At 63.5% G+C, this 13,104-nt stretch carries 16 protein-coding genes; 2 read left to right on the top strand and 14 right to left on the bottom strand.

Going from position 1 to position 13,104, the window contains the following annotated elements; genetic code table 11:
• Window positions 1-107 precede the first annotated feature (107 nt).
• The 5 genes from C0617_RS08355 to C0617_RS08335 all read right to left on the bottom strand — a co-directional run bounded on the left by C0617_RS08355 (window position 108) and on the right by C0617_RS08335 (window position 4,570).
• Window positions 108-641: an acyloxyacyl hydrolase gene (locus C0617_RS08355; RefSeq protein WP_291316563.1), complete on the bottom strand. Its 534-nt coding sequence runs from the start codon at window positions 639-641 to the stop codon at window positions 108-110.
• Between the two features lie 210 nt (window positions 642-851).
• A complete protein-coding gene (locus C0617_RS08350; RefSeq protein ID WP_291316562.1) occupies window positions 852-1,061 on the bottom strand; it encodes a hypothetical protein in 210 nt (69 codons plus the stop codon).
• Window positions 1,062-1,252: 191 nt separating this feature from the next.
• A complete protein-coding gene (locus tag C0617_RS08345) occupies window positions 1,253-1,462 on the bottom strand; it encodes a DUF3024 domain-containing protein (protein WP_291316591.1) in 210 nt (69 codons plus the stop codon).
• Between the two features lie 200 nt (window positions 1,463-1,662).
• Window positions 1,663-2,586, bottom strand: coding sequence for a cysteine synthase family protein (locus C0617_RS08340; RefSeq protein WP_291316561.1), 924 nt, complete (start codon window positions 2,584-2,586; stop codon window positions 1,663-1,665).
• Between the two features lie 142 nt (window positions 2,587-2,728).
• The gene (locus C0617_RS08335) at window positions 2,729-4,570 is read right to left on the bottom strand and encodes a UbiD family decarboxylase (RefSeq protein ID WP_291316560.1); all 1,842 of its coding nucleotides are present in this window, start codon (window positions 4,568-4,570) and stop codon (window positions 2,729-2,731) included.
• Between the two features lie 169 nt (window positions 4,571-4,739).
• Between C0617_RS08335 and C0617_RS08330 the strand changes: the two genes are divergently transcribed.
• Entirely contained in the window at window positions 4,740-4,961 is a 222-nt protein-coding gene (locus C0617_RS08330) for a dodecin (RefSeq protein WP_291316559.1), read from the top strand.
• Between the two features lie 28 nt (window positions 4,962-4,989).
• On the opposite strand, the gene C0617_RS08325 is transcribed toward C0617_RS08330, so the two are convergent.
• From C0617_RS08325 to C0617_RS08315, 3 genes are all read right to left on the bottom strand, one after another.
• Window positions 4,990-5,262 carry an EscU/YscU/HrcU family type III secretion system export apparatus switch protein gene (locus C0617_RS08325; RefSeq protein ID WP_291316558.1) on the bottom strand — a complete coding sequence of 91 codons (273 nt, stop codon included), beginning with the start codon at window positions 5,260-5,262 and terminating at the stop codon, window positions 4,990-4,992.
• A gap of 21 nt (window positions 5,263-5,283) precedes the next feature.
• Window positions 5,284-6,324, bottom strand: a complete 1,041-nt coding sequence (locus C0617_RS08320; RefSeq protein WP_291316557.1) for a hypothetical protein — start codon at window positions 6,322-6,324, stop codon at window positions 5,284-5,286.
• A 71-nt stretch (window positions 6,325-6,395) separates the two neighbouring features.
• Window positions 6,396-7,082, bottom strand: a complete 687-nt coding sequence (locus C0617_RS08315; protein ID WP_291316556.1) for a PilZ domain-containing protein — start codon at window positions 7,080-7,082, stop codon at window positions 6,396-6,398.
• A 228-nt stretch (window positions 7,083-7,310) separates the two neighbouring features.
• Here C0617_RS08315 and C0617_RS08310 point away from each other — a divergent pair, with 228 nt between their 5' ends.
• Complete coding sequence (locus C0617_RS08310) at window positions 7,311-8,300, top strand: diguanylate cyclase (RefSeq protein ID WP_291316555.1); 990 nt, start codon at window positions 7,311-7,313, stop codon at window positions 8,298-8,300.
• Between the two features lie 426 nt (window positions 8,301-8,726).
• Here C0617_RS08310 and C0617_RS08305 read toward each other — a convergent pair whose 3' ends face one another.
• The 6 genes from C0617_RS08305 to C0617_RS08280 all read right to left on the bottom strand — a co-directional run bounded on the left by C0617_RS08305 (window position 8,727) and on the right by C0617_RS08280 (window position 12,988).
• On the bottom strand, window positions 8,727-9,392 hold the full coding sequence (locus tag C0617_RS08305) for a PilZ domain-containing protein (protein ID WP_291316554.1): 666 nt from the start codon (window positions 9,390-9,392) through the stop codon (window positions 8,727-8,729).
• Window positions 9,393-9,473: 81 nt separating this feature from the next.
• On the bottom strand, window positions 9,474-9,881 hold the full coding sequence (locus C0617_RS08300) for a hypothetical protein (RefSeq protein ID WP_291316553.1): 408 nt from the start codon (window positions 9,879-9,881) through the stop codon (window positions 9,474-9,476).
• Between the two features lie 8 nt (window positions 9,882-9,889).
• Window positions 9,890-10,324, bottom strand: coding sequence for a flagellar export chaperone FliS (fliS, locus tag C0617_RS08295; RefSeq protein ID WP_291316552.1), 435 nt, complete (start codon window positions 10,322-10,324; stop codon window positions 9,890-9,892).
• Between the two features lie 2 nt (window positions 10,325-10,326).
• Window positions 10,327-11,664 (bottom strand): flagellar filament capping protein FliD, encoded by a 1,338-nt coding sequence (gene fliD, locus C0617_RS08290; protein ID WP_291316551.1) that lies wholly within the window; start codon window positions 11,662-11,664, stop codon window positions 10,327-10,329.
• 34 nt (window positions 11,665-11,698) lie between these two features.
• The gene (locus C0617_RS08285; protein WP_291316550.1) at window positions 11,699-12,046 is read right to left on the bottom strand and encodes a flagellar protein FlaG; all 348 of its coding nucleotides are present in this window, start codon (window positions 12,044-12,046) and stop codon (window positions 11,699-11,701) included.
• A 117-nt stretch (window positions 12,047-12,163) separates the two neighbouring features.
• A complete protein-coding gene (locus tag C0617_RS08280; protein ID WP_291316549.1) occupies window positions 12,164-12,988 on the bottom strand; it encodes a flagellin in 825 nt (274 codons plus the stop codon).
• Window positions 12,989-13,104: the final 116 nt, after the last annotated feature.

Raw genomic sequence — 13,104 nt, 5'->3', positions numbered from 1 at the left:
CAGGGACCGAACGGCCGTTTCGATTGTGGATGGTGGCGCCGTGCGGGGGGGAGCTATTCGATCAGGGCGGGGCCCCTTCCGGAAACCAGGGGGAGCGAACCCGGCGGCTAAAACCTTACCGTCCAAGTCAGGTGGAGTTCATCCTCACCGGGGTTATCATCATAGAGATTGGCATTGGAGACGTGGGCGTAACGCACCCCGAGGAGGTAAAGATCTCCGATCCTGCGGCTGATCGTCATTCCGGAACGGAACTGGACGATGCCCCCCAGGTCCCGGCTGTCGCCCTGCTCATACAGACCCGCTCCGGTAAATGGGGTAAAAAACCAGGCCCCCAGGGCCAGGTCGGCGTAGAGGGAGCCATAGCCGAAGAAGGCTCCGTCGGCGTTGGCCATCAGACCTATTCCGGGCCCGACAAAAAGGGCCTTGCGGCCGAAACGGTATTCGGCGAAACCGGCAACAGCGTCCTCGTCCCCGTCGAACGCGTCGAACTCCCCGACACCGAACTCCAGAACCGAATTCCCGTCCCCGAGCACCTCAAGCGGACCGAGTCGGGCATAGGTCTGCGCCGAAGAACTTTCAGGGCCGCAGCCCAGAACCGCCACCAAGCAACATCCGAGCACCGTCAGCCATCGTCGGTTCATGTCTTTCCCTCCGGGCCATCTTGGGCTGATCACTTGCTGACCGATCAAAAGCTTATTGTATCCTAAATTTCCGAAATTACTCGACATCCCCGCCACTCTCTCCCGCTCAAACAAAAAAGCGCCACCCCTTTCGGAAAGGAAAGGGATGGCGCAGCGCTCTTTTCAAAACGGCTAGGTGCCGGTTCGGGGCTTGGAGATATCGGGGCGGCCTTAGCGGCGGCCCGACCGGCGACGGTGGATGGGCACCCTGACCCGGGCGGCCCTGCCCATGCAGCGACCTGCGCTCAGGAAGATCAGGGCCGAGACGAAAAACGCCGGCAGGATTCCCGCCGAAAGGGTTCCCAGGACTCCGGTCACGCCGCAAAAGACCAGGGTGCAGATTCCCAACAGGGTCAGATGCTGCCCAAGATTGACGTCCATCAACCGCCCTCCCTGTTCGGCCCCGGAAAGACCCGTGAGCCGAAAAGTTAGATATCTTGTTTTAAAGTCTTTCTAATTTAATTAAAAGGCTTTCGATATTCCTTTGCATAACAAGGTGATAAAAACTTAAACGGTGTTTTATTTTTTGTCAAGAAAAAACGAGGGGCACTCCGGAGAGGTCTCGGGGACGTTCACTCCCAGAACAGGTTGAGCGGGTCTTCGTCGAGGTGACGAAGGAGTCTTTCCAGGTTGAGAGTGGGGCCGGCATTCAGGAAGATGTGCCACCTGTTCTGGGCGCCGGGATAGTGCAGGGTCCACTGGCCCAGTTCGGAATGGAACCGGAACTGGGCCAGGGGAGCGGCCGGGGACGGATGGGGACCGCTGCCGTCGGCCTTTGCCACGAACAAGGTGACGTGGCAGCCCTCCATGCTGTAGGAGAGCCTGACCTGGCGCCGCAGACAGGTCGGCGCAAGGTCGGCGCAAGGTCGGCGCAGAACCGGCGAAAAAGCTTCTCGGCCGACACTTTCACCAACTCGGGCAGCGCCATCGAAGCCGGGCCTTTGCGTCTTGAAGGAATGAGGGGGGGGAGGACGTCCGCCGGTCAGGGCGGACAGCAGGCGCAACTGGAACGGAACAGGTTGGTACTCAGGTAGCGGTCACCGCGGTCCGGCAGCAGGGTGACGATCGTCCCCTCGCTCATCTGAGCGGCCACCTGGAGGGCGCCGGCCACAGCCGCCCCGCTCGACATGCCGACGAACAGTCCCTCTTTAATGGCCATTTCTCGGGCCGCCTCGAAGGCGTCCTCGTCGTCCACCATCAGCTTGCGGTCCAGTTCCCCTTCCCGGTAGATGTCGGGGACAATGGCCTCCTGCATGTTCTTGAGGCCCTGCACCTTGTGGCCGAGGCGCGGTTCAACCCCGACAATCCGGACGCCGGGCTTCATCTCGCGCAGGTAGCGGCCCACCCCCATCAGGGTGCCCGAAGTTCCCATGCCGGCCACGAACACGTCCACGCGGCCGTCGGACTGGCGATAGATCTCGGGGCCGGTCGTCTCGTAGTGGGCCAGGGGGTTGTTCGGGCTGGCGTACTGATTGGGCATGAAGTAGCGACCCGGCTCCTCGGTCATGATCTTGTGGGCCATGCGGATCGCCCCGTCGGTCGCCTCGCAGCCGGGGGAAAGGACGACCTCGGCGCCGTAGGCTTCGAGCACGCTGCGCCGCTCCTGACTGACGCAGGCGGGCATCACCAGCTTGACCCGGTACCCCTTGGCGGCGCCGATCATGGCCAGGGCGATGCAGGTGTTGCCCGAGGTCGGCTCGAGAATCGTTTTCTCCTGGGTCAGCAGGCCTGCGTCTTCGGCCTTCTTGATCATGTAGTAGGCCGGGCGGTCCTTGACCGAGCCGCCGGGGTTGTTTCCCTCCAGCTTCGCCAGGATCCGGACCCGGGGGTTGGTGTTGAGGGCCCGGAGTTCGACCAGGGGCGTGTTGCCGATGGCGTCCACCAGCCGGTTCAAATTGCTTTTCATCGGGGAGTCCCTTCCTGGCCCTGGGCCGATCGCCCCCAAAAGCGGCGACGATGAGTCATCCCATCCGCAGAGACCGGACGGCACACCCTCCATGATACAGAACCCGGGGAAAATAAATCAATGGATTATCTGGACAGGGGCGCTAGATGATCCCGTGCAGGGGACCTCCGGGGGCGCCCAGTTCGTCGACCCGTTTTTCCACCGCGGGGTCGTCGATCAGGGGCGGGGCGAGGTGGGGCTTGCTGCGAGCGTCGATCACCAGGGCCCCGCTGCAACCCCAGTGCTTGTTGACCAGTTCCGAACCGACCCCGTAGAGATCCCGGGCCGGGTCGGAACGGGTGAAGACCGTCCACAGGAAGTTGTTGAGGGTGCGCGCCACGAACTCGCTGTCGTCGACGACCAGCAGCAGGGGGAAGGCGTTGATGGGGTCGGTATCGGCAAAAAAGCGGCAGAAGGCCTCCAGGCCCTCGTCCTGGAGATGTCTCGGCGAGGTGCTGGACGGCCCCTCCAGGGCCAGGACCCCGGGCAGCACCAGCTGCGGGTTTGAAAACCCCTCGGGCAGGCGCAAATCCCCGGGGATCTCCCGGGGCAGCTCGCGCCGGGCCGGCCCTGCGGCGGCGACGACGACCTTGGACCCCTCGTTGAGGCCGCTCCCCGAGTAATCGAGGGTGTCGGCCGTGGTGCAGGTCTGGAAGTGGAGGTCCCGGCGCCAGTCGACCCGCTCCAGGACATGACGGAAAAAAGCGGCGATGTCATGGATGTCGAGACCGGGGCAATCCTCCCGGGCGGCGATGAAGAGGTACTTGGCCAGAGAGAGCTGCCCCTGGCCGAGAATGGCGTTGCCGAGGGTGAGCAGCTCCTGCGGCTTGCGCCCCTCGGCATAGGGGACGTAGCGCTCGCTGCCGATGGCCAGCAGCAGGGGATGAACCCCCGCCGCATCGACGGCGTGCACGGCATGGACTCCGGGAAGAACGTCGGGAATGAGCTTCCCGGTCAGCTCGTGGATAAAGGCCCCGAAGCTGGTGTCCTCCTGAGGGGGACGCCCCACGGTGGTGAAGGGCCAGATGGCCCCGGGACGGTGGTAGACCTTGTCCACCCGAAGGACCGGGAATTCATGTTCCAGGCTGTAGTAGCCGAGATGATCGCCGAAAGGTCCTTCGGGCAGGGTCCGGGCCGGGTCGACCGTTCCGCTGATGCAGAAGTCGGCCTCCGCCGGGATCGGCAGCGCCCCCGGCGGGCTGACCACCGGAATGCGGTGGCCGCCGAGCAGGCCGGCAAAGGAGATCTCCGGCATCCCCTCGGGCAGGGGCATGACCGCGGCAACGGTCAGGCTGGGCGGGCCGCCGACGAAGATGTTGACCCGCAGGGGCACGCCCCGCTTCAGGGCCTCGGCGTGGTGGATGCCGATCCCCCGGTGGATCTGGTAGTGCAGGCCCGCTTCCCGGTTGGGCTGATACTGCCCTCCGGAGATCTGCACCCGGTACATGCCGAGATTGGATGAGCGCAGCCCCGGCCGGGCCTCGCTCTCGGAGTAGACCTGGGGCAGGGTGACAAAGGCCCCGCCGTCCTTCGGCCAGGACTTGAGCTGGGGCAGCTGGTCGAGGGTCGTGGCATGGGCCAGGATCGGGCCGTCCTTGACCCTTTTGGGCAGCAGGTGGAGCGCTACCAGGGGAGCCTTCAGCAGCCCCCGGGGCTCCTTCCAGGCGCTGGCAGGGCTGAGCTTGAGATCGACCAGGCAGCGGATGGTCTCCAGGGTGTCCCGGAAGATATAGCGGGTCCGATCCAGGGTGCCGAACAGGTTGCCGAGCATGGGGAACCGGCACCCCTTGACTCGGGTAAAGAGAAGCGCCGGGCCTTCGGCGGCGTAGGCCCGCCGCTGGATCGCCCCGATTTCGAGGTCGGGATCGACAGGGACCTCGATGCGCCGCAGCCGACCGCCGCGCTCCAGGTCCTCGACGCACTCATTCAGGTTGCGATACCCCATGGCAAAAGCCCCTCTCCGGAGAAGAATTGATCGGCGGATTGTAGCGGAACCGGGAGGGGAATACAACAGGGAGCTGGAGCCGGAAACTCGCCGGCCGGCCCCGAGACGCCTTTACCCCGGCCCGTAAGGTGTTAGTCTTTTGGTATGCCAAACCACAGGAGGTAGCGCCATGACATACGGCCAGGATCGGGTTTACAAGAAGCTGGAAGTGATCGGGGTTTCCCAGAGAGGGATCGAGGGAGCGATTGAGGCGGCGGTGCTGAAAGCCCACCAGACCCTGAAGGGACTGTCGTGGTTCGAGCTCGAGGAACTGCACGGCCACATCGGCGAGGACGGCCAGGTCAAGGAGTACCAGGCGGTCATCAAGGTGGCCTTTGAGGTCAAGGACTGACGATCCGCCCCGCACTCTGCCGCCGGGGCTAGCCGGGGGTGGCCCCCTCCAGGTAGCGGCCGTTGACCTGGTAGACAAAGGCGAGGACCTCGGCCACCGCCTGGTACAGCTCCACCGGGATATCGTCGCCGACAGGGACATGCGCCAGAAGCTCCAGCAGGTCGGGGTCTTCCATGACGTGGACCCCGGCCTGGCGCGCCCGCTCGATAATGCGCGCCGCCACGTCCCCTCCGCCGCTGGCGACCACCTTGGGGGCTGTGTCCTGTTGCCGGTCGTAGCGCAGAGCAACTGCTTTGTCCATTTCCATCTTCCCTTTCACAGCCTACACCCTGGCGTCGAGGCATCCGTCCCCGCCGGGAAAGACCCTCTTGACGAGGGCCCTGGCGGGATTCTCCGCTCCGGCCGAAAAGCTCACCCCCCTCAGGGGCAGGCGCTCCCTCACCCCCTCCAGGCCGTCCTGGTTCCGGGCCACGAAGCGGGCCTTCTCAGGATCGTCGCACAGGAAACGGATCGACAGTCCTGCGGACTCGTAGAGGAAGTCGACCCGCATATCCCCCAGCCCCTTCAGGCTCAGATGCAGGGAAAAGAGCCAGGGCCCCTCCTCCCCATCCCCCTCTTGGCTTCCTTCCCGCCGGTCCTCGACCACCATGAAGCCCTGCTCCAACTCGGGCAGGGGAAGAGGGACGAGGCGGGCTCCCTGCTGAGCCAGGCGAAGGTTGCAGAGCTGGAAGGCCTCGAGAACCTGCAGGGCCTGGGCCGCCTTTTCCGCCCAGGGCCCGGCGGAGCGGTCAACTTTTTGACTGATTTCGGCCAATGCGCTCTTCAGGGGCATTTCCTCCCCTTCGTCCAGCCCGGCGGCCAGTTTTCCCTCCAGACCGAGCCCAAGGCGCTCCACCCAGCCCCGAAGCGCGCCGCCCCCGCCGGATCCCGGCGCAGCGCCGCCCTCCCGGGCGAAAAACTCGAGGCACGCCTTCGCCCCCGGACTTAAGCTTTCGGAAAGTCTCCCCTTTTCCTTGAGCAGCCCCCTCAGGCAGGCCACCAGGCCGGCCTGGGAGCCGAGCACGTGCAGAGAGCGGCCGAGGCGCTTGGACAAAAGGTCCTCGATCACCCGGAACTCCAGACGCGGCTCCAGGGAGACGACCATCAAGTCAAGTTTCTGTCCCGTCTGCAGGGCCAACTCGGTGCGGGCACTGAACTTTCTCTTCCCTAGCTGAAGCAGAACCTGGCCCTGCCCTCCCTCGGCCACGGTCGCCCGCACCATCTGGTCGATCCGCAGGTGCTGCTGGCGGGCTTCCCGCGACACCGAGGCACTCGCCCCGACTGCGGCGGGCGGGGCCGGAATGACCGAATTGATGAGGCTCATGAGGCCAACCCCTTGCTCATCGGCGAGCCCCCCTGAGCGGCCCGACGCGATGGAAAATCTATCGTTTCGGGCTACTTGTGCTTGGGGTCAAGCATCGACCCAAGGAACTTCACCCGGCTCCCCAACTGCTTGAACTTCTCCCCGAGGCAAAACTCGGTGAGCTTGTCCAGATGGTCGGGCGAGATGTCGGTGATCTGCAGGGCGACCTCCCCCGGCTGATCGTCCGAAGAGGAGCCGTCGACCACCCGGCCGCGGCAGCCGAGCACTTTCAGGGTTGCCCCGGGCAGGGCTATCTCCAACTCCAGCTCCTCTCCGGGCGGAACCTGCTGGCGAGCGGAGAAGCGGAGCCCGCACCCGCTCAGGTTCACCCTCTCAAGAGAGGATTCGGAGGGAGGTTGCTCGCCGGGCCGCCAGAACTTCAAATAGACTTCGCTGTCGACGCGGAATTTGCGCCGGGTATCCCCCTGAGAGGAGACCTCGGCCAGAACCAGGGACAGGCGCCTGTCGTCGAGAACCTCCTCGATAAAGGCCTCGGCCTGGAAAATGGAGAGTCCCACTTCGCAGGAAATCCGGCAGCGGCCAGCCTGGTCGAGGGCCTCGAAAGGGATCTGGCCGGGCAGGAACATCGCCTCCAGACGGGTCGGGGAGGTCACCTTGACGACCCCGTCCAGGGCAAGGTGGCCCTCTCCCCGAACCGGCAGGGCCAGGCTCGCAATTTTGAAATCCCTCAAAAACTCGACTGTTTCCTTCGAAAGCATGTTGACGCCCGATCCGTCGCCCGAAGCGACCGCTGCTGTTTTGAACCCGGGGAAAAGGAGATAAATAGAATACGTATCTTTCTTTTCGGCACCAGCCGGGGGGATCTTTAGGCCTTTTTCCCTTTGGCACCGTCTTTGCTATAAATCGGAACCAACGGGGGAATTTCCCTAAACTCTTTTCCGGCGGTGCCGATAAGAGTAGCAACACAGATCGAGAGAAAGGGCCTAATGACCATGACCGCGACGAGCCTCATAGTTGGACACTCCCCCGCTTCAAGGAAAGCCATTGCCACGACCATAAAGGGGACCGACCTGTTCCGCCAGATCCTCTTCAGCGCCGACAGCCAAGAGGCTTTCAGCCAGCTGAAGAAGCATTCGGTGGACATGGTCTTCTGCGACCTGCGCCGGCTCACCGGCAAGGCGGTCGACCTGTTCAAAAGGCTGGCCAAGCAGGAGGAGTGGGGGGACATCCCGGTCATCGCCTTCACCCCCGAAGAAGATGAAGCGACCCGTATCCGGGGCCTGGAGCTCGGCGCCAGCGACTGCCTGTCCTTCACCGCCTCGGCCAAGGAGGTCGCAGCCAAGGCCCGCTTCCTCCTGAAGATCAAAGAACGCTTTGAACAGTTGCGCTCCTCCAGGGCCCAGCTTGCCGAGCTTGCCCTCAAGGACGGCCTGACCGGCCTTTACAACCGCTCCTACTTCGACGCCACCCTGGAGAAGGAAATCGCCCGCAGCCAGCGCTCGGAGAAATCCTTCTCACTCGTCCTGCTCGACCTCGACCACTTCAAGGATGTCAACGACAACTACGGCCACCAGGCCGGCGACCGGGTCATCCAGACCGCCGCCAAGGTCTTCGCCGACTCGGCCCGCAATGCCGACGTCGTCTGCCGCTACGGGGGCGAGGAGTTCGCGGCCATTCTGCCCGAGACCTCCACGGCCGGGGCCCGCATCTTTTCCGAGCGCATCCGCAAAAAAGTCGAGGGGCTCGATCCCGTGTCGCTTGGCATCGGCAAACCGATCACCGTCAGCATCGGCATCAGCTGCGCCGACTTCCGCCATCCCATCACAATGAGCGAACTGCTGGAAAACGCCGACCGTGCCCTCTACACCGCAAAGAACCGGGGCCGCAACCGGGTCGAAATCTTCACCCCGACCAAGCGCCACCCTCCGATGGTTCACTTCCCCGCATACAAGGGACACGCCGTGGCCTTCGCCTAAGGCCGTCCCCCGACCGACTTCGACCGAACCCGCCCGGCCTTCTTGGCCGGGCTTTTTCGTATCGGTTCCGCGCCGCGTCCCCGCCGGTCCGCCCCCTGGCAGCCTTTTCCGCCAAAATCCCGACACCCCTGCAGACAATCCGAGGGAAGAGGCCCCGCCGCCCTCCCCAAACATGGGGAAATGGGCCCTCTGTGCCGCAAATCTCCTTTTTGCAAAAAAAGAACAGCTCTCTGGCCGAAGAAAGGTGACACTCCCCGACGCAAAAGAACGAAAAGAAGGAAGCCGGCCCCTGCCGGCAAAGACGGTTTGCCATCGGATGTTGCCGGAAAGGCTCGGGATCTGCTCGGCGCCGGGAGGGTTTTGGTCTTGATCCGGAAAGAAAAAGGCGGCCAGAAGGCCGCCGGAGAGGTTGCGGACGTGGCCCCTTCAGGAAGCGTCCCTGACGCGGACCTTCATGCGCAGCTGCCTGCGCTGCTCGGCCAGGCAAAAACGAACGATTTCGTCCTGGTCCTCTTGTTCGATTTCCACCAGCTCCAGCGCCGCGAGCTGGCCCTCCTTGCCCCTGTCCTGGACGCGAACCACCCTGCCGACGCATTCCATCGATGGAGAGCTGCCCCCCGGCAAAGAGACCTCCAAAGCGACGGTCTGACCGACGACGAGGGGGGTAGAGGAGACGAAGCGGATTCCCGACCCGCTCAGGTTGACGTTCTGCAGCACGGTCTTGGTGGGGCGGTCAAGATCGGTGCCCCAGTACCTCATGTAAACCTCCGCATCGATGCGGAAAAAACGCCGCCGCTGGGGATAGGACGCCACCTCGACGGCCCGGAACCGGAGCTGACCATTCTCACCGCGCTCCCCTGAAAGCCGGCCCATGATCCGGTGGATAGACTCCCCCTGCTCGATGTAGATCAAGCAGAGACCGTCCTCCTCAAGGACTTCGAGAGGGCTGGCGGTGATTTCCACCTCGAGAATCGAAGCATCCAGAAGCCTGACCCTCCCTTCCAACTCCAGGGGATTGCCCCTCTGGAAGGAAAGGATGATGCGGCACTTTCGAAAATCCTGAAGTACGTTCTGCACCGCCCGAGAAAACATGCGGCCTCCCATAAAGAAAGTTCACCGAACAACGACATCATGCTTACGGGCCGACCCCCGAAAGAAGGGCGGGTGAAGCGCTCAGCCGGGCCCATTGAAGATGCGGCCCCGCCGGTCGGGCCCCACCCTGTAGCCGGACAGGGCCGTTCGCCCGCCGGTGAGAGATGTGCGCTCTGCGTTCAAGGCGGAAAGCATCCCCCGCCCCTTGGCCCCCAGGTCCTCGGTTCCGGCCAGCACCCGGCGCATCAACTCCAGCCGCTCCCGGAACAGGGAATGGGTCGTCACCGGCTTGCCGGCGGCGCGCAACAGAGCGTTCAACTCCAGGTCGGTGCGCCGGGCCTCATCCTGGAGGCCGGTCAATTCGCCGCAGAAGTCCTGGATCGGCCCCGGCCGCCCCTGCTCGACCAGAGCGGTCAGCTTGTTCCCGGCATCCAGAAGGGCCCGGTACTGGCGAATGGACAACTCCAGCAATTCCTCCAGACTCGCCATATCGTCTCCTAGATCGCCGCGGCGGCCGACTCGCCCTGACGCCTCTGGCCGGCGACGCCGTTGTTTCGGTCCTGCTGCACGACCTCGATGGCCTGAACCCAGGTCTCGCGCAGGTGGCGCAGCAGCCCGTCGACGGACTCCAGGGCTTTCGAATCGTTCTTGAGATTGGCCCTGCTCAGCTCCCGGACCATGAACCCGTAGAGGGCGTCGAGTTCGGCCGCGATCTGACCGCCGACCTTGTGGTCGAGGGTCGTGGAAAGCTCAGTGACAATGGCGATGGTCCGGTTGATGCCGTCGACCTTGCCCTCCATGTCGCCGGCGGCCAGGGACTCCTTGGCCCGGTTCGCGAAACGGATGGCGCCATCGTAGAGCATGATGAGGATCCGCTCCGGAGAAGCGGTGCTGACCTGGTTGTTCTGATATTGATTCAAAAAGGCATTCATTATTATTTACTCCCCATGCTGGCCATGATGCTCATCTGCTGGGCCAGATAGTTGCTTTGGCTGTTCATGGTGCTGACAAGCTGCTCCATGGCGGAGAACTGGCCGACCAGGATCGACTCGCGCTTTTCGAGGCGCAGCAGCATGCTCGAGATGCTGTCGTCGATGCGACTGACGGAGGCCTCGGTACTCTTCTTGCGGCCGGCGTAAAGGCCGTCGATGGAGTCAGTCGCTCCCTCCAGGTAGTCGACGAAACGCCCGGCGAAGCCGGTGTCGCCGGTCCAGAAAGTCTCGAAACCGTCGAGGTCGTTCTCGATCATGTCTTTGAGTGCGGTGCTGTCGATGACCAGGTCCCCGGTACGCTCGTCGGTCTCGATGCCGAGGGTCGAGAGGCTCTGGTAGACTCCGGTTCCGCCGTCCACGTTGGTCAACAGGTTCTGCAGTGAGCGCTTGACCGAACGCGCCGCCGAATCCCCACTGAGGCCGTCATAGGAGAGGAAAGAGAGGATGTCGTTGAAGTCGTCGACGAAATCCTCGACCTTGGCGACGATCGCCTCCTCGTCGGTGCCGACGGTCAGGGTGGTCGTCGTCGCATCGGCCGGGTCAAGGACCTCGTCGGCTTTGGTCAGGTCGAAGGTGATCCCGGGGATCGCACCCGAGATGGTGTTGGAATCGCTGACGATGGAAATCCCGTCCACCTCGATCTGCGCCTGGGAAGCGCTGCGGGTCAGCTCGACGGTGGGAAAGCCGGTCCCTCCGGAAACGCCGGAGGCGTCGATGGTGATGTTGTCGTCCTGCACCGAGTCTCCGGTCAGAACGAGGCGATAGGGTGTGCCGCTGCCGTCGTTGACGATGGAGGCGGTGATCCCCGGGTCCTCCAGGGCATTGATCGCCTCCATGATGCCGTCGAGGGTATTGTCCGCCGGGGCGAGGGCGATCGGGGCGTTGCCCCCGACCTGCAGGTTGACGGTGCCCGAGGTGAAGAGCTCGGCGTCTTTGTCCGCCACCCCCTGGTAAACCACCTTCTCCACCTGGGCCAGGCTGAGCACCTTGACCTCGTAGTTGCCGGGCTGGGCCTCGCTGCCGGCCGTGGTGGCAAAGTACTCCTCGGAACTCTGTTCGCTCTTGCGGGAGAGAAGCTCCTCGGAGGTGGCCAGCTTCTCCACGGCCTCGAGCAGGTTCCCCATGTGGCCGTCGAGCTTCTTGAAGGAGTTCAAACGGCTGTTGAGTTCGTTCCTGTCGTCCTCCATGCGGTAAAGGGGAAGCCGCTCGGCTTCCATCAGCGCATCGATGAGGCTGTTGGTATCTATTCCGCTGGCGAGCCCGCCTATGCTTATTGCCATGGTGTCCTCCGCTTCCGGCGCGTCACGGCCGGGCTCAGCTCTCGGTCTGCAGGAGCAGGCCGCGAAGCTCCTCGAGGCTGCTGGAAACCTTCAGCAGTTCCTCCGTGGGGAGCTGGCGGATAACCTCGTTGGTTTCCGGATCGATGATCCGGATGACCACTTCCCGGGCTTCCTCGCTCATTTCAAAACGTACGCTGTTGAGCCCCCCTTCGGCCAGCTGCTTGACGCGGCTGAGGATCTCCTCGGGTGTCTGTTTCTTTTCATCCCGGCTCGGCTCGAAAGAGAGGGGGGAGGGCTGGCGTTGCCGATCGATTTTTTCTGCGGCCTCTGCGCTTTTCTGCACATTTGCGCCGGCCGGTGATGCTGTCTCTATTTTAAACATCTCTCAAATCTCCTCTTCTGACCACCATCGATCGATCTTTCAAGCCAGCCGGGCCCCATGTGGTTAAAGGTGGGGGGCGGGAGACCCGCCCCCCGGGTCAGTCAAAAAACCTAGCCTCTACCCGAGAAGGGAGAGGGCCACATTGGGAGCCTGGTTGGCCTGAGCCAAAATCGACACCCCGGCCTGCTGCAGCACGTTGGACCGGGTCATTTTCGCCGACTCGTTGGCGATGTCGGTGTCCTGGATGCGGGAGCGGGCCGCGGAGAGGTTGTTGGACTGGCTCGACAGGTTCTTGATGGTGTGATCCAGACGGTTGACCGTGGAGCCGACCGAACTGCGGGCGGTGTCCACGTCCTTGATCGCATCGTCAAGGGCGGTGATCGAGGTCTGGGCGGCGGCGTTGTCCGTCACCGCGACCGCGTCAACGCCGAGCCCGGCGGCCGTGAAGTCCTGGGTGATCGTGAAGTTGATCTTGTCGTCGGCGGTGGCGTTGGCACCGACCTGGAAATCCACGTCCAGAGCCCCGTCCAGCAGGGTCTTGCCGTTGAAGGACGTGGCGCCGGCGATACGATCGATCTCCGAGGTCAGTTCGTCCATCTCGGTCTGGATGGCTGCCGCGTCGTCGGCGTCGTTGGTCTCGTTGGCGCCCTGAACGGCGAGCTCGCGCATGCGCTGCAGCATGTCGCCGATCTCGGACATGCCGCCCTCGGCCGTCTGGGCCAGGGAGATGCCGTCGTTGGCGTTGCGGCTCGCCTGATCCATGCCGCGGATCTGGGCGGTCATGCGGTCGGCGATGTTCAGGCCGGCCGCGTCGTCGGAAGCGCTGTTGATGCGCAGACCCGAAGAGAGACGCTCCATCGATTTTGAAAGGGAGTTTTGGGTGTTGCTCAAATTGCTTTGAGCGTTGAGAGATGAGATGTTGGTATTGATTGTCATTGCCATGATGTATTCCTCCATGAATGGGTGTTTGCGGGCATCCGTGCCCTGTTACTTTCGGATAGGGTCAGACCTCCCTAATCCTTGCTGCACCTCCTTTCCGGGACAAGTGGCCTGCCCTC

Origin of the sequence: Desulfuromonas sp. (genome assembly GCF_002868845.1) — a bacterium.
In the GTDB taxonomy this organism is placed as follows: Bacteria; Desulfobacterota; Desulfuromonadia; order Desulfuromonadales; family BM501; genus BM501.
This window is presented reverse-complemented; position numbering and strand designations above follow the sequence as displayed.